We start from the raw sequence: 16,665 nt of genomic DNA on the forward strand, positions 1-16,665 counted from the left end.
TTAATCAAACTTTCTTACAACTGGAACACGAATCGCTACAAATAGTACGAAGACGATAACGGCGATTGCACCACTTTTCATAACGGTTACGATTGGAATTCCAATTGCAAGTGCGATGGATGTGAATGCATAAGAAAGCGGGATAAAGCCCATTGATGATAGCATAAGCAAACTCATTACGCGTCCCATCATTTCTTCTTTTACTGTCGATTGAATCATCGCCATAAGTGGAACGATAGCCATTGCGATTGTAATACCATAAAACATGCCAGCTAATAATGCTTGCCATAGTACAGTGCTAAAGTTGATGGATAAGAAGAATACACCAGACAGTAGCATCATGATAATGCAAAATAGACCGCGTCTACGATTAATATTTTTTAAACCGACAATGACAGCACCTATCGCCATACCGCCACCTACAGATGCTTCTAAGTAACTAAACTGAAGCGAGTCACCATGCAGAATATTTTTAACGAAAAGCGGGAAACCGACTTGCATCGGACCGATTAAAAATAAGTTTAGAAAGGCGCTACAAATAAGGAAAGTTGAAAGGAATGGCGATTCCTTTACATATAAAATTCCTTCTTTAATAGAAGTGAACATGCCTTTGTCTGTATTTTGCTGCTCTGGCATCGTAAATTGTATTTTTTGAACGAGTATCGCTGCGATAATGAGTAATAAAATTGTAATTGAGAAAATCGTTTCATAGTTCGTAAATTTGATAAGAATGCCGCCAAGTACAGGGCCTAAGATGACCGATGCTTGGTTTGTCATTTGTGTAAGTGAGTTTGCTTGTGTTAAACGGCTTTTTTCTACAAGTTCAGGCAAGATAGATCCATCAGCTGACCAGAAAAAAGCATCAGCAAGCCCGAAGAATAGAGCGAATAAAGCAAATGTATATAGTGTTACATCACCTACGATAAACCATGTAAGGATGGTTGCGACAAGAATAGCACGAACAATATTAGAATAAAACATAATGTTTTTTTTCGGGAATTTATCAGCTACAGCGCCGCCGATAATCATAAAAATAAGCCTTGGAACACTAAGAGCTACGAAAACAACACCGAGTGATGCCTCAAGGTTTAATGTTTTTGCTATGTACCACGTTTGTGAAAAAGTAAAAAAGGCTAAAGCGAAACTTGAAAAAAGAGTAGCTGCCCAAAGAAAAAGGAAATTCGTATTTTTTAATAACGGTTTTCCGCTTCCTTCTAAAGCAGATTTATTTTGTTGTAGTTCCTCCATATTGCTTCCTTTCTATGCGACAAATTTAAACTAAAAAACTTGTTAACAATCACTTTATCCCGCGTTAACGGGCAGTAAAACTCCCACCTCAAAATTTGGCTCGAGCAAAGAAGTTAGGTGGGAGACTAACTGCCCGTAAACGTCCGATTGGTTCAACTATACTCAGTGGTGGGGGATGAATCCCCCCCACCACTGAGTATAGTTTCACTTTATACAGTTTCTAATATTTCTATACTGCACTTTCTCATTGTAGACAATTATGCTGGATTTGCACAGTGGCTATTTAACGACAAAAGAGAAGATACCATTTGGTATCTTCTCTTTTGTCGTTTAGGCTAATGCAATATAAATATCCAATTGTGCGTTGTTTGGATCTGTTGCTTTTTCATCGTATAGCTCGAAGTCTATTGTGAAAGCACGTTTGTTTCCTTTTGACCATTTCCAAATATATTCCCAAGCTTCGCAAACGACTTCAGCAACTGGTCCTTTTCTCGTTGTAAATACCGCATACGTAGCGGCAGGTATTGTTAAAGTTGTCATATTTTCAGGAACGTCTTCTAATGAAGAAACGGGCATACCAATTGTGAATTGATATGTACCAGTTTCATCTGATTCGTAGTTTGAGTAAAAAGCGAATGTTTCTTTCGTTTGTTGATTTGGGATGTGATGCATGATTTGTTCGTGGAAGTAGCGATTCCAAAGCCCGGGAATTTTTCCTTCAGTAGATGCCTCTTTTTCATTGGTCGTCGTAATCGAAATGCCGATTGCTTGGAAAGCTTCTTTTTTTACGATAGTAGGTTCTTTCATTTTTAAATATCCCCCTTATTAGATAGAACGTTTGTTCTTATTTATTGTAACATATTTTGGAAGGGAACGATAGCGTAATAAAAAAGAACTCCTTCGCATAAAAGGAGTTCTTTTCATTTCTATATTAAAACATACTAGAGCTATGCATCGGTTGAAGTTTTGCGTTTGGATCGAAGTAAGCTTTTGCATTGTTTACTGCTGTCGGTGCTTCACCGAAGCCGCAAGCAATGAGTTTTACTTTTCCTTCATATGTACAAATGTCACCAGCAGCGTAAATGCCAGGAATATTTGTTTCCATTTTCGAGTTCACGAGAATGCTGTTTTTTTGTATATCTAAGCCCCAGTTTTTAATTGGGCCAAGGGAAGAAACGAAGCCGTAGTTTACGATTACATCATCAACATCGATGATAATTTTTTCTTCCGTTTTTACATGCTGAAGAACGACTTGTTCAATTTTGTCATCACCAATGAGTTCTACTGGAACGTATGGTGTGCTTACTTCTGCACGAGAGTTCATTAAGCTTTCTACGCTATGTTCATGCGCACGGAATTTATCACGACGATGAACGATTGTAACTTTGTCGGCGATTGGCTCTAACATCATTGTCCAATCAACAGCTGAATCGCCGCCGCCAAATACTACGACGCGCTTACCAGCAAATTTATTCATATCATCAACGAAATAATGTAAGTTTTTCTTTTCATACTTTGCTGTTCCTTCTAATTCTAAGCGGCGTGGTTGGAAAGCACCATTGCCAGCAGTAATAATTACTGATTTAGAATAGTGAGTTTGCTTATTTGTAACAAGTTTAAATATACCGTCAGCTTGTTTCTCAAGCGTATCAACAGCTTCTTCTAAACAAACGGTTGGATCAAATTTCTTCATTTGCTCTTTTAAGTTATCAACTAATTCTTGTGCACGCACTTTCGGGAATCCGGCTACATCATAAATGTATTTTTCAGGGTAGAGTGCGGATAATTGTCCTCCAAGCTGAGGTAAGCTTTCAATAATTTTTACACTTGCTTGTCTCATACCACCATAAAATGCTGTGAATAGTCCTGTTGGACCACCACCAATAATTGTTATGTCGTAAACTTTTTGATTTTCTGCCACTTTCATTCCCCCTATAGATGGAATTTTGATATTGATTTCATATATTGTTCATATGTACACGAAAATCCTGCAAATGATGACACTTTCAAATAAATGATAGCATATTTGAGTTCATAATACTTCTGAAAACGACTGAATTGTGTGTAAGTTTTCGCATAGATGTTTTTTACATTGTATAAAATATACAGAAAGGAAAATACATGAAAAAAAGGCTGAAAAACCCTTGAAAACGCTATGTTATTTTAAAATATTGATAATTCTCCAGACGCTTGAATTCTGGAATAAAACCGACTAATATAGGGAAGTATTATGTTAAATTTCTATGACAAAATTCGTACGATTTTTTGACTGTGTTTTGTTATGATATAGAATGTGATAAATTCCACATTCTTGACAAATAGAGTTTTTAGTACTTGGTATTATTTTTCATTACTATTATATAAAGAAAAGGGTTGTGATTTGGTGAAGACTCCAAAAATCGTAGTTTTAGGTGCAGGTTATGGCGGGATGATTACGACTGTTCGTCTGCAAAAAGCATTATCTGTAAATGAAGCTGAAATTACGTTAGTAAACAACAACAGCTATCACTACCAAGCGACTTGGTTACACGAGAGCGCAGCTGGTACATTACAAGATGAAAAAATCTGTCTAGATATTCAAGACGTTATTGATACAAATAAAGTGAACTTTGTACAAGATACAGTAGTAGAAATTAAAGCTGCTGAAAAACGCATTATCTTAAAAGACGGCGAGTTAGAATATGACTACTTAGTAATCGGTCTTGGTTTCGAATCAGAAACATTCGGAATTACAGGATTAAAAGAGCATGCATTCTCAATCGCTAACATTAATGCAACTCGTCAAATTCGTGAGCATATGGAAGCTAGCTTCGCTAAATATGCAGATGAAAAGCGCGATGAGTTAGTAACAATCGTTGTTGGTGGTGCTGGATTTACTGGTATCGAGTACGTAGGTGAGCTTGCAAACCGCGTTCCTGAACTTTGTAAACAGTACAATGTACCACGTGAAAAAGCACGTATTATCTGTGTAGAAGCTGCTCCAACAGCACTTCCAGGTTTCGATCCAGCGTTAGTAGAATACGCTGTGAAACAACTTGAGAAAAAAGGTGTAGAATTCCGCATCGGTACAGCAATTAAAGAAGCAACTGAAGAAGGTATTATCGTTGCGAATGGCGATGACACTGAATTAATTAAGTCTGAAACAGTAGTTTGGGCTGCAGGTGTTCGTGGTAACGGTATTGTGGAAGAGTCTGGTTTTGAAGCAATGCGCGGACGTGTAAAAGTTGATGAGTACATGCACGCTCCAGGATACGAAGATGTATTCATGGTTGGTGACGCAGCGTTAATCATTAACGAAGAAATTAACCGTCCATACCCACCAACAGCACAGATCGCAATTCAACAAGGTTACAACATTGCGCACAACTTAACTGTGTTAGTTCGTGGTAAAGGCGAAATGAAGAAATTCGTATTCGACAATAAAGGATCTGTATGTTCTTTAGGTCATGACGATGCAATGGGCGTTGTTATGGGCAAAAAGTTAACAGGTTGGAAAGCTTCCTTCATGAAGAAAGTTATCGATAACCGTTACCTATTCTTATTAGGTGGACCTTTATTAGTTCTTAAAAAAGGTAAATTAAAGTTCTTTTAATATATAGTAGAAAAAGCAGAAACGGCTAAGAGCTGTTTCTGCTTTTTTCATTTAAAAAATATAGTATAATATATAAAAAAGAAAGAATATTCTGTCCGTTCTAATGGAGGAGGTTATTACATCATGGAGAAGCGAGGAAAAGTATGGTTAGCTGTCAGTGGCCTAGTAGCTACAAAAGATGGCAGGTGGCTATTCGTTAAGAAGAAATACAGTGGATTAAAGGGGAAATGGTCTTTACCGGCTGGTTTTGTAAATGAAGGTGAGACCGTTGATGAAGCTGTGAAGCGTGAAGTGTTAGAAGAGACAGGTATTGTCGCTCATGTGAAGGGGATCATTGGTGTTAGATCGGGTGTGATTCGCAATGAGATTAGTGATAATATGATTATTTTCCTTTTGGAGCCTGAAGGGGAAGAGATTATTGTACAGGAGAAGGAATTGTCTGAAGTAGCGTTTCTACATCCGGATACGATTGCGGACGATCCAAATACGTCTGTGCTTATTACATATTTGTTAGAAAGACAATCAGAATTACATCTTGAAATGGACAAAACATTAAATCCAGGAGAGCAATTTGGTTATACAGCCTATCACGTATTTACGGCACGTACGAAGGAGAGGGAGAAAGAGTGAGTATACCGGTATTACTTATTTCAATGATGTTATTTTTCATTTTGTTTTTTGGAATTGGATTTTTACTCAACATGATATTGCGAGCGACATGGGTAATGGTTATTGTATATCCGATTGTTTGTATGCTTATTATTAATAAGGCGAGTATGTGGGATTATTTTTCAAAGCCAAAAGAAACATTCTCTTCATTTGGGACAAGTGTATCGCATTTAGGACAAGCAGATTTGTTTATTTTATCTACTGGATTGGTTGGTGCTGTTTTAGCAGGAATCGTCATTAAGAAACTTCGGAAAAGCGGATATCAAATGTTTTAATCTCCAATGCAATTGGAGATTATTTTTTTGCATATTCTTTCATCGTATAGGGAATGATTAACGATGAAGGAGTGTGGAATATAAAAATGTTAAAACGATATTGTATTCGCATTATGATGACTTGTTTACTTGTATCCGCATTATGCGTAACATGGAATGCTTTCACAGGAGTTTCTTTATTAGAGATTGTAAAGAAATATGAGGGAACGAGTGCAAAAGAAGTACATGCAGCAGAAGTTAAGAGAAATGTTGCTCCGAGTAAAGAAGTGATAAATGCTTTAGAGCAGGCAAATGACTGGTCTAAATATCGTTCAATTGAAATGACTGCAACAGGTTATACATCGGGAATTGAGTCAACTGGTAAGAGGCCGGGACATCCGGAGTATGGTATTACATATTCAGGTGTTAAGGCGAAAAGGGATTTATATTCCACAATCGCAGCGGACTTACGCGTATTCCCGATTGGAACAATTTTATTCATACCAGGTTATGGGTATGGTGTAGTAGCTGATAAGGGCGGTGCAATAAAAGGAAACCGTCTTGATTTGTATTATGATACGGTGAAAGATGTTTATAGCCAATGGGGTAAGAAAAAAGTAAATGTGTATATAGTTAAGCTAGGAAATGGTAAGTTTTCAGAAGAAGAGTTAACGATGTTAAATCAAGACGAAACGATGCAAGTGTTTCGTGGTCAATATTTAAAACAAAGATAGTCTAGTGGTAATTACCCTAGACTTTTTTAATTTTATATCGGATGTAACAGAAGTTAGAATTGTCGCATTTTATCGAAAATAAAGTTATAATAAAGATAGAGTAGAGAAATTTAGGGGGTCTGAACATGTTTCACGTACAAAAAGAATTAGGAAGCCATGAAGCGGTGATTGTTGCCTTATTTGAAGAAGAGAAAACGAGTAGTTTTGTAAAAGAACTGGACAAAGCGTTTGAAGGACAATTACAAGTTTTATTAGAAGAGAAAGAACTTTCTACGAAGAAGAAAGCTATTTCAAAAGTACATAGTTTAGGAAAAACAAATGTGAAACGCTATTATTTCGTTGGTTTAGGTAAGAAAGAATCTTATACGACAGAAATATTACGTGCAGCTCTTGGTAAGGCATTTAAAACATTGCAAGCAGCAAAAGTACAAGATGCAGCAATCTTGCTTGATTCTTTCGTAACAGAGAAATTAGACGCGATTGATGTCGCTCATATCGCAGCAGAAGTACAAGGCCTTGGTACATATGAGTTACAAACGTATAAATCAGATAAAAAGGATCGTGTGGAGCTAGAGAAGTTCACGGCTATTACAGCGGAAGATACACAAGAAATTGAAGCCGCATTAACAGTTGGCTACGTACATGGACGTGCAACAAATTCAGCTCGTACACTTGTAAATATGCCGCCAAACGTATTAACAGCGACGAAGCTTGCTGAGTATGCCGTTGAGTTAGCTGAGAAGTATGATATGGATTATAAAGTTCTTGAGAAAGAAGAGATGGAAGAGCTTGGTATGGGTGCGCTACTTGCAGTAAACCAAGGTAGTGTAGAGCCACCAAAAATGATCGCTCTTATTTATAAAGGAAAAGAAGAGTGGACAGATGTTATTGGATTCGTTGGAAAAGGAATCACATACGATACAGGCGGTTATTCTTTAAAACCACGTGAAGGCATGGTCGGTATGAAAGGTGATATGGGCGGTGCGGCTGCTGTATTAGGTGCGATGGAAATTATCGGTGAACTTCGCCCAGAGCAAAATGTGATCGCTGTTATTCCATCAACAGATAACGTTGTAAGTGGTACAGCATTTAAGCCAGACGATGTAATCACATCTATGAGCGGAAAAACAATTGAAGTATTAAATACAGATGCAGAAGGTCGCTTAGCATTAGCTGACGGTATTACGTATGCGAAAAAATTAGGTGCAAACTACCTTATTGATGTTGCGACATTGACAGGTGGAGTAATTGTTGCACTTGGAAATCATACGACAGGTGCAATGACAAACAATGAAGAGTTATTCGAGCAAGTACTAGAGGCATCTATGGAAACAGATGAATCAATTTGGCAATTACCGATTTTTGATCGTGATAAAGAGCGCGTGAGAAACAGTAAGTTTGCTGATTTAAATAACTCACCAGGCCGCGAAGGACATGCGGTTATGGCAGGTACATTCCTAGGTGAATTCGCTGAAGATACACCTTGGGTACACTTAGACATCGCTGGAACATCTGAATCATCAGGAGCGCATGATTTAGGACCAGCTGGAGCGACAGGTGCAATGGTACGTACACTTGCAACGCTTGTTGAACGTTTCGGAGAAGAATAGGATAATAAGAGAAGGCTGTTCCTACATTTTGGAACAGCCTTTTTTATTGATATATGGTGTTACGGCCGATGTAACTTTACTTTATAGAGAAATTGTATATAAAGTCCCGTTTAAAGCAAAGGAAGTGCGGCCCGTTTCTTCAGAGACAACTAAAATAAGGGCATCGCTTTTTTCTGATAAGCCAATTGCAGCTCTGTGACGTGTTCCGAGTTCAGGATCAACTTCTGTACTTTTCGTTAATGGAAGAATATTAGCAGCAGAAACAATATGGTTATTTTTAACGAGAACGGCTCCGTCGTGAAGAGGGTTCCCTGGATAAAAAATCGATTCGAGCAGTGGTGCGGTTAAATGAGCATGTAATGTTGTTCCAGTTTGAATACAAGATTCAAGTGGCTCGTTTCGTTCCACAACAATAAGAGCACCATGTTTTCTGGCACTTAAATGTTGAACAGCTGTTGTAATGAACTGTGAGCTTTCTGTATAAGGTGATAAATACGCTTGAATATAGTATGTAGCTGCCAGTGTTTGTACATTTGCTAACATATGATGAATATCTTCCATCTTGCACAAAATACATTCATCTTCTTTATCAATTGCCTGCCTCATAATTGATAATTCTTTTTCAGCAATTTCAATCATTTGCTTTGTTTGTATTTTGAGCTCTTCTGACAAGCCCCATTCTTGCATAATCCTCATTCCCTTTAGTGGAGTATTTAATCATAGTGTATACAAATATTCCTAGTAAAATCCTGTTAGATTGTAAAAAATATTGAGATACAGGTTGTTTTTTTCATATAATAAAGGTATGACAAGCGAGAGGGGATAGAGGTATGAACTGGAAACAAGAATTTAGTCGCTGGCTTTCATATGCAGAGTTAGATGCAGAACTAAAAGAACAGTTAGAAAACATGAAGCAAGATGAGAAAAAAATCGAGGACAGCTTTTATAAAAATCTAGAATTCGGCACAGGTGGTATGCGTGGTGAACTTGGTGCTGGTACGAACCGTCTGAACGTATACACAGTTCGTAAAGCGACACAAGGATTAGCGAAGTTTATTGAAAAGTTAGGTGAAGAAGCGAAGAAGCGTGGTGTTGTTGTAGCGTATGATTCTCGCCATAAATCACCTGAGTTCGCAATGGAAGTTGCTGCTACACTAGGTGCACACGGCATTACAACATATGTGTTTGAAAGCTTACGTCCAACGCCAGTGCTTTCTTTCGCAGTTCGTCATTTACATACAGTGAGTGGAATCGTTCTTACGGCAAGTCATAATCCGCCTGAATATAACGGTTATAAAGTATACGGTGAAGATGGTGGGCAGTTGCCTCCAAAAGAAGCTGATGAATTAATTAGCTACGTAAACGCAGTAGAAGATGAATTAACAGTTGAGGTTGCTGATGTGGAGCAATTAAAAGCTGACGGTTTATTACATATTATTGGACAAGAAGTCGATGATGCATATGCTGCAGAATTGAACAATGTCATTATTAATAAAGAAATGGTACAAAAGGTTGGGAAAGATTTAAAAATCGTCTTCACACCACTACACGGAACATCAAATATTTCTGTACGCCGTGGTTTAAAAGAAGTTGGATTTACAGATGTAACAGTTGTAAAAGAGCAAGAGTTACCAGATCCGAACTTCTCTACAGTAAAATCACCGAACCCAGAAGAGCATGCAGCATTTGAATATGCAATTCGTGACGGTGAGAAGGTAGGCGCAGATGTGTTAATCGCAACGGATCCTGACGCAGACCGCCTTGGTGTAGCAGTTCGTAATCACGATGGTGAGTTCCAAGTATTAACTGGTAACCAAACAGGTGCATTAATGCTTGATTACTTATTATCTCAAAAGAAAGAAAACGGAACACTACCAGAGAACGGTGTTGTATTAAAAACAATCGTAACGTCTGAAATTGGTCGTACAATCGCGAAAGCATACGGTTTAGATACAGTTGATACGTTAACTGGATTTAAATTTATCGGTGAGAAAATTAAACAGTATGAAGAAAGCGGACAATACGAATTCCAATTCGGTTATGAGGAAAGCTATGGTTATTTAATCCGTCCATTCTGCCGTGATAAAGATGCAGTACAATCTGTTCTATTTGCATGTGAAGTAGCTGCATACTACAAATCACAAGGTAAAACGTTATACGATGGTCTATTAGAAGTGTTTGAGAAGTACGGTTTCTTCCGTGAAGATCTTGTATCGTTAACGCTAAAAGGAAAAGATGGAGCGGAACAAATTCAAGAAATGATGGCAACATTCCGTGAAAATCCTCCGAAAGAAGTAGCGGGCTTAACAGTTGTAGCAGTTGAAGACTATAAAGCGAGCATGATTACATCTTTACAAGATGGACATAAAGAAGAGATTCACTTGCCGAAATCAAATGTGTTAAAATATCAATTAGAAGATGGTTCTTGGTTCTGCCTACGTCCATCTGGAACTGAACCGAAGATTAAGTTCTACTTCGGTGTTCAAGATAATTCTTTACAAAATAGTGAACAAAAGTTACTTACTATTAAAGAAGATATTATGAATCGTTTATAATATAAAGTAATTTTAAGTAGTAAGGAACAAAAGGGAGCGAAACCTCCCTTTTGTTTTATGTAGGAAATGATTGCTATGAATTCCGACAGGAGAGAGGGTATTTTGTGATGAAAAAAGTAAGAAAAGCGATAATCCCAGCAGCTGGATTAGGAACACGTTTTTTACCAGCAACGAAAGCGATGCCGAAAGAAATGTTACCGATTGTTGATAAACCAACTATCCAATACATTGTAGAAGAAGCAGTAAAATCAGGAATCGAAGATATTATTATCGTTACTGGTAAAACGAAGCGTTCTATTGAAGATCATTTTGATAATGCATTTGAGTTAGAGCAAAACTTATTAGAAAAGAAAAAGTATGAGTTACTTGAAAAAGTACAGGCTTCTTCAAAAATGGTAGACATTCACTATATTCGTCAAAAAGAACCAAAAGGATTGGGTCATGCTGTTTGGTGTGCGCGTAAATTCATTGGTGATGAGCCATTCGCTGTTTTATTAGGTGATGATATCGTTCAAGCTGAAAAACCATGTTTACGTCAATTAATTGAAGAATATGATAAAACGCTTTCTTCTGTTATTGGTGTACAAACGGTTCCAGAAGATGAAACACACCGTTACGGAATTATCGATCCGTTAGAGCAGGAAGGACGTCGTTACCAAGTTCGCAATTTCGTTGAGAAACCAGCAGCAGGTACAGCACCTTCAAACTTAGCAATTATGGGACGTTACGTTTTAACACCTGAAATCTTCATGTTCTTAGACCAGCAACATATTGGTGCTGGTGGCGAAATTCAGTTAACAGATGCGATTCAAAGCTTAAACGAAATTCAACGTGTATTCGCTTACGACTTCGAAGGAAAGCGCTACGACGTAGGTGAAAAGTTAGGATTTGTTCAAACAACAATCGAAATGGCACTGCAACACCCAGAATTACGTGATGACATGGTTACGATGATGAAGAAAATTTTAGAAGAACAAACGAATCAAGAGTCTTAATATAAAAAAGGAGTTGTTCCAGTAGGAACAACTCCTTTTTCTTATGAAATCGTCGAATGAGAATGCTGATAAGCGGAACGACGTACAGCATAGTATATACGAGGTGCGATAATAGCACCGATAATGGTAAATGCAATATCTTTTACTGCGAACCACATCATAATCATCCAAGCCGCTTTATAGCTCATATTACCACCCATGAAGAGATTGACTGCTCCGTACATGTAAGTAGTACCGATAATATACGTTAAAATGATTCCTGTGAACGAAGCAATTGTAAATGTACTGAATGTCGGTCGTTCTTTTTGTTCTACTAGTTTTCCTGATACGTAAGCAACGATAATAAATGCAATAATAAAGCCACCAGTAGGATCTAAAAGTGCTCCAAATCCAGCTTTGAAGTTAGCGAAGATTGGCGCACCTGCTACTCCAACGAGCATGTAAACGGTCATTGATAATGCACCAAGTCTACTTCCAAGAAGAAGCCCTGCTAAAATTGCGAAAAATGGTTGCATAGATAGTGGGACGCCCGCTATTTGTAAGAATGGTGCCCAAGATACAATATTTGCACCAATGGCCATAAGAGCAACGAACATGGCAGCTAATGCTAAATCTAAAACATGAAATCTTCTCATAATGTTAACCTCCTGTTGTTTTTAGGTTAACATTATCGTAGCGAAAAGATTTACTTGTTGTCAATTAAAATATTTTGATAAGAAGGCTTCAAATAGTCTCTTAACAACGTATAAGGAATACGAAATTGCGGAATTCCACTTGAATAAGGGGCAATTTCATATAAAGGGAAATAAATGACGAGATTGTCCGGTTCTAAAAAGAAGTGGAACTTTTTCGTGCTCATGACTTTTTCAGATGCATCAGGAAAATAAATACTTTCATTTTGTTTAATTTGTCTTACAATCTCAGCACGAATTACTTCTTTGTATGCATCTTTTTGTTGAAATAAATCGTCTAAGTGTAGTAACTTTTTTTCGTTTAAATCGAATGTGTTTGCCTTCCACGTATAAAGACCATGTGCTCCGCCTGTATATTGATAGTAATTCAAATATAGGCTAAGAAAAGGTGGTTTATTTAAAGAGACTTTATAATCAACATTCGCCACGTACGGATGAAATGGTGTACTTGATCCTTCTGTTTCTTTATAATATTTTTTTGCGTCTTTTTCTAATTTGGTTTTAAATTTGTCAGTAGATTTTTTGTAATAGAAATTGAGCTTATTTTGAAATTTAGAATCGGAAAAGTTATGAAAAGAAGGTCTGTTAATTTGATATTCTATATAAGGTTTCTTACCTTTTTGTGTGACAGTCTGAACATCGATTGTCAGGTTGGATGCTTTGGCTGCTAGTGCACAATTTGGTACAATAGTCAGCAAGGAGCACATAAGCAGTAATATACAAAATTTCTGTTTCATTTAGGTGAAACCTCCTTATATAAGTGTTATAAGTAGTTTGAAAATAAATAGGTAAAATTATACATTTTATTAAAGTAAGAGAAGGGGGAAACGATATGGCAAAAACTTTAATGGATTCACTTGGAATTGAGTTGTTAGAGATGACAGAAGATAAGGTGGTTGCTACGATGCCCGTAGATGAGCGTACGCATCAGCCATTTGGATTTTTACATGGTGGTGCTTCTGTTGCGTTGGCGGAAACAGTAGCAAGTGTCGGTTCATACAATTTAATTGATCAAGAAAAATGCATCTGTTTCGGTCTAGAAATTAATGCAAATCATATTCGCTCAAAGAAAGATGGAATTGTAACAGCGATCGGAACACCGATACATAGAGGAAACTCAACGATGGTTTGGGATGTACGTATCATTGATGAGAATGACGATTTATTATGTATTTCAAGATGTACAGTAGCAATTAAAGAAAAACGTGAAAAGTAAAAAAAGAGGCGCTCATTAGAGCAGCCTCTTTTTCTTATAATTAGAACTGGATTTTCTTCTCTAAGAAACCTTTTAGTTCGCTAATTGGCATACGAACTTGTTCCATTGTGTCACGGTCACGTACTGTAACAGCTTTGTCTTCAACAGAGTCGAAGTCGTATGTGATACAGAATGGAGTACCGATTTCGTCTTGACGACGGTAACGTTTACCGATAGAACCAGTCTCGTCAAAGTCTACCATGAAGTCTTTAGCTAGTTCTGCGAATACTTCAGTAGCACCTTCAGATAGCTTTTTAGATAATGGTAAGATTGCTGCTTTATATGGTGCTAAAGCAGGGTGGAAACGAAGAACTGTACGAGAGTCGTTCTCTAATTGCTCTTCTTCATAAGCATCACATAAGAATGCTAATGTTACGCGGTCAGCACCTAAAGATGGCTCGATGCAGTATGGTACGTAACGCTCATTCGTTTGTGGATCGATATAGTTAAAGTCTTCGTTAGAGTGTTCCATGTGACGTTTTAAATCGAAGTCTGTACGAGATGCAACGCCCCATAGTTCGCCCCAACCGAATGGGAATTTGAATTCAATGTCAGTTGTTGCGTTACTGTAGTGAGATAATTCCTCTTCACCGTGGTCACGAAGACGCATGCTTTCTTCAGTCATACCAAGTGAAAGTAACCAGTTCTTACAAGTTTCACGCCAGAATGCGAACCACTCTAAATCTTCACCAGGCTTACAGAAGAATTCAAGTTCCATTTGTTCGAATTCACGTGTACGGAATGTGAAGTTACCAGGCGTGATTTCGTTACGGAAGCTCTTACCGATTTGGCCAATACCAAATGGAAGTTTTTTACGCATAGAGCGTTGTACGTTTTTGAAGTTTACGAAAATACCTTGTGCTGTTTCAGGACGAAGGAAGATTTCGTTTGTGCTAGACTCTGTAACACCTTGGAATGTTTTGAACATTAAGTTGAACTGACGGATTTCAGTGAATTCTTCACTACCGCAATCAGGACATTTTACTTCATGTTCTTTCATTAAGTCAGCCATTTGGTCGAAAGTAAGACCATCAACAACCATTTCGATGCCTTTTGCATCTAATGCATCTTCAATTAATTTGTCAGCACGATGACGCGCTTTACATTTTTTACAGTCGATCATTGGATCGTTGAAGTTACCAACGTGACCAGAAGCGATCCAAGTTTTTGGGTTCATTAAAATAGCTGCGTCTAAACCAACGTTGTATGGAGATTCTTGAATGAATTTTTTCCACCAAGCTTTTTTAACGTTATTTTTTAATTCGATTCCAAGTGGACCATAATCCCAAGTGTTTGCAAGACCACCGTAAATTTCAGAACCAGGGAAAACGAAACCGCGATGTTTCGCTAAGTTTACTACTTGTTCCATTGAATACATAATAAAATCCTCCTTTTGAAAGTTAACGTATTGGCGATGACGTGCTCAGGTAACTTGTGAAACGAGCAGTATATGCTTTAAAAAACATAAAAAAACGCTCATCCCAAGGCTTTATTGCCTAGGGACGAGCGTTTGCCCGCGGTTCCACCCTAGTTGATACACAAAAGGTGCATCCACTTTATCACGTATTGCTCGAGACTGCCGTTTCCTTGCGGCTTCAGGCTTTCACTATCCCTGAATCGCTTTTTGTGCAAGTACTTATAAGTCCGTCATCGCTACTTATATTAATAATAATGAACATATTCTAACACGTTCTTTTTTAAATCTCAATAGAGGAACGCGTCTATCTATGATAGAGTCTCACCTATTTTTTCGTTATTTATTCCGTAATTTTCTTTAATGTGCTTAATTGCTTCACGCCTGCTGAGCGGGGCAAGTTCGTTATTTTGCACGTATTCCCAAACGACATCGGACTTTGTTTTTGCGTATTCGCGAAGTACCCATCCAATCGCTTTTTGAATGAAAAATTCTTTCGAAGAATGTAGTTGTCCAATAACCCAAAAAAGAAGTTCTTCATCCATCTTTTGTTTATATTTTAGCTGGAATAAAATAGCGGCGCGTTGTAACCATATGTTATCTGATGCAATCCATTTTGGAATATAGGCAGAAATCAATTCGGGATGTTGTAAAAAGATATTACCTAAAAATGTAGGGACGATGCTATCGACAGTGTCCCACCAAGATTTTGTTACAATGAGTTCTTCTAAGAAGGGGATATGCGTTTCGTTTATATGCTTTTTATATTTTTGCATCATATCGAGTGCGGCTGCCTGAAATTCTCGTTCTGGTAAATCCCAAAGCTCACGTACGATAACTTGGAAGTCTTTTTGGTCTGGGAGAGTATGTATTTGAATGACGTCTTTCAATAATTGTCTTCTCTCGGGAGTTTGAATACCAAGAAACGGGAAGTGATTTTTCATATAACGTGCCATCGGTTCTGCTTTTTCTGGGTTTTGATTTGCTATGAAGTGCTCTTGTAATGCTTTTACAAATGGGTGCATAAGTACATTCTCCTCTCTTATTATCTTGCTTATTTCATTATACAGAGAGTTTGGTTGAATTTTAAAACATAACTTGCCATGTAACGAAATATGTTGAAAGTAGAGAGGAGAGGATAAGATGGAAGATCAAGGCGTACTAGCAGGTTTCTTTGCTCTTAGTTTTGCGTTTATTCTTGTTATCATAATTTGGGCAATTATTTCGTATTTGTTAACGGCTTTTGCACTGTATACGATGGCGAAAAATGATGGTGCAACGGATGGGGTTCTTGCTTTTATTCCTTTTATAAATAGTAAAACGTGGGGCGATTTAGCAAAAGATAAATTACCAGATTTCTTGAAAGAAGAAGCAGGATGGAAAGTATTCGGCATATATGTCGCGTGTTTCATTTTTAATTTCGTACCAATTATAAGTATACTAGCAACAGCTGTATCGATTGTGTTATCCATTTATCTCATCTACGCTATCTTAGACAGATATGGAACGAACTCTATATTATTTACAATTATTCATGTCATCACATTTTCGGTGTTCTTGCCGATTCACTTGTTCATTATTCGAAATGAGCCGGTGAGGTATAACGAGTAGTATATGTAATATTTGAGATAGAAAAAGCGCCCTGAA

General features: G+C 37.5%; 17 protein-coding genes. 9 read left to right on the plus strand and 8 right to left on the minus strand.

Features of this window, described 5'->3' with window-relative positions; all coding sequences use genetic code 11:
- From RTP99_RS14695 to RTP99_RS14705, 3 genes are all read right to left on the minus strand, one after another.
- A complete protein-coding gene (locus RTP99_RS14695) occupies positions 1-1,248 on the minus strand; it encodes an MFS transporter (protein WP_000391919.1) in 1,248 nt (415 codons plus the stop codon).
- A 330-nt stretch (positions 1,249-1,578) separates the two neighbouring features.
- Positions 1,579-2,055: a GyrI-like domain-containing protein gene (locus RTP99_RS14700; RefSeq protein WP_000662716.1), complete on the minus strand. Its 477-nt coding sequence runs from the start codon at positions 2,053-2,055 to the stop codon at positions 1,579-1,581.
- A 124-nt stretch (positions 2,056-2,179) separates the two neighbouring features.
- Complete coding sequence (locus tag RTP99_RS14705) at positions 2,180-3,169, minus strand: NAD(P)/FAD-dependent oxidoreductase (protein WP_000829779.1); 990 nt, start codon at positions 3,167-3,169, stop codon at positions 2,180-2,182.
- A 462-nt stretch (positions 3,170-3,631) separates the two neighbouring features.
- Between RTP99_RS14705 and RTP99_RS14710 the strand changes: the two genes are divergently transcribed.
- The 5 genes from RTP99_RS14710 (at position 3,632) to pepA (ending at position 8,107) form a co-directional block, all read left to right on the plus strand.
- Positions 3,632-4,840: an NAD(P)/FAD-dependent oxidoreductase gene (locus RTP99_RS14710; protein WP_000856615.1), complete on the plus strand. Its 1,209-nt coding sequence runs from the start codon at positions 3,632-3,634 to the stop codon at positions 4,838-4,840.
- A gap of 123 nt (positions 4,841-4,963) precedes the next feature.
- Positions 4,964-5,470 (plus strand): NUDIX hydrolase, encoded by a 507-nt coding sequence (locus RTP99_RS14715; RefSeq protein WP_000415312.1) that lies wholly within the window; start codon positions 4,964-4,966, stop codon positions 5,468-5,470.
- Positions 5,467-5,784, plus strand: a complete 318-nt coding sequence (locus RTP99_RS14720; RefSeq protein WP_000027013.1) for a YuiB family protein — start codon at positions 5,467-5,469, stop codon at positions 5,782-5,784. The genes RTP99_RS14715 and RTP99_RS14720 overlap by 4 nt, the downstream gene beginning before the upstream one ends.
- Positions 5,785-5,870: 86 nt before the next feature.
- Positions 5,871-6,497 (plus strand): 3D domain-containing protein, encoded by a 627-nt coding sequence (locus tag RTP99_RS14725; protein WP_000920108.1) that lies wholly within the window; start codon positions 5,871-5,873, stop codon positions 6,495-6,497.
- A gap of 125 nt (positions 6,498-6,622) precedes the next feature.
- Positions 6,623-8,107, plus strand: a complete 1,485-nt coding sequence (pepA, locus tag RTP99_RS14730; protein WP_000469184.1) for a cytosol aminopeptidase — start codon at positions 6,623-6,625, stop codon at positions 8,105-8,107.
- An 81-nt stretch (positions 8,108-8,188) separates the two neighbouring features.
- On the opposite strand, the gene cdaS is transcribed toward pepA, so the two are convergent.
- On the minus strand, positions 8,189-8,794 hold the full coding sequence (gene cdaS / locus RTP99_RS14735; RefSeq protein WP_001158738.1) for a sporulation-specific diadenylate cyclase CdaS: 606 nt from the start codon (positions 8,792-8,794) through the stop codon (positions 8,189-8,191).
- Positions 8,795-8,937: 143 nt separating this feature from the next.
- On the opposite strand from cdaS, the gene RTP99_RS14740 reads away from it, so the two are divergent.
- Both RTP99_RS14740 and galU read left to right on the plus strand, forming a co-directional pair.
- Positions 8,938-10,662 (plus strand): phospho-sugar mutase, encoded by a 1,725-nt coding sequence (locus RTP99_RS14740; protein ID WP_001104186.1) that lies wholly within the window; start codon positions 8,938-8,940, stop codon positions 10,660-10,662.
- Positions 10,663-10,769: 107 nt separating this feature from the next.
- On the plus strand, positions 10,770-11,657 hold the full coding sequence (gene galU / locus RTP99_RS14745; protein WP_011040800.1) for a UTP--glucose-1-phosphate uridylyltransferase GalU: 888 nt from the start codon (positions 10,770-10,772) through the stop codon (positions 11,655-11,657).
- A gap of 41 nt (positions 11,658-11,698) precedes the next feature.
- On the opposite strand, the gene RTP99_RS14750 is transcribed toward galU, so the two are convergent.
- Both RTP99_RS14750 and RTP99_RS14755 read right to left on the minus strand, forming a co-directional pair.
- A complete protein-coding gene (locus RTP99_RS14750; protein ID WP_001252147.1) occupies positions 11,699-12,292 on the minus strand; it encodes a biotin transporter BioY in 594 nt (197 codons plus the stop codon).
- Positions 12,293-12,342: 50 nt separating this feature from the next.
- Positions 12,343-13,086, minus strand: coding sequence for a DUF3298 and DUF4163 domain-containing protein (locus RTP99_RS14755; RefSeq protein ID WP_000810316.1), 744 nt, complete (start codon positions 13,084-13,086; stop codon positions 12,343-12,345).
- A 95-nt stretch (positions 13,087-13,181) separates the two neighbouring features.
- Here RTP99_RS14755 and RTP99_RS14760 point away from each other — a divergent pair, with 95 nt between their 5' ends.
- Positions 13,182-13,565, plus strand: a complete 384-nt coding sequence (locus tag RTP99_RS14760; protein ID WP_001140611.1) for a hotdog fold thioesterase — start codon at positions 13,182-13,184, stop codon at positions 13,563-13,565.
- A gap of 40 nt (positions 13,566-13,605) precedes the next feature.
- Here the strand turns inward: RTP99_RS14760 and RTP99_RS14765 are convergent, their stop codons facing one another.
- Together RTP99_RS14765 and RTP99_RS14770 are read right to left on the minus strand one after the other, a co-directional pair.
- A complete protein-coding gene (locus RTP99_RS14765; RefSeq protein WP_000287154.1) occupies positions 13,606-14,982 on the minus strand; it encodes a glycine--tRNA ligase in 1,377 nt (458 codons plus the stop codon).
- 347 nt (positions 14,983-15,329) lie between these two features.
- Positions 15,330-16,043 (minus strand): DNA alkylation repair protein, encoded by a 714-nt coding sequence (locus RTP99_RS14770; protein WP_000553297.1) that lies wholly within the window; start codon positions 16,041-16,043, stop codon positions 15,330-15,332.
- A gap of 118 nt (positions 16,044-16,161) precedes the next feature.
- Here RTP99_RS14770 and RTP99_RS14775 point away from each other — a divergent pair, with 118 nt between their 5' ends.
- Positions 16,162-16,629, plus strand: coding sequence for a hypothetical protein (locus RTP99_RS14775; RefSeq protein ID WP_000390059.1), 468 nt, complete (start codon positions 16,162-16,164; stop codon positions 16,627-16,629).
- Positions 16,630-16,665: the final 36 nt, after the last annotated feature.

The sequence above is a fragment of the Bacillus sp. (in: firmicutes) genome (genome assembly GCF_031983925.1).
GTDB classification, from domain to species: Bacteria; Bacillota; Bacilli; order Bacillales; family Bacillaceae_G; genus Bacillus_A; species Bacillus_A pacificus.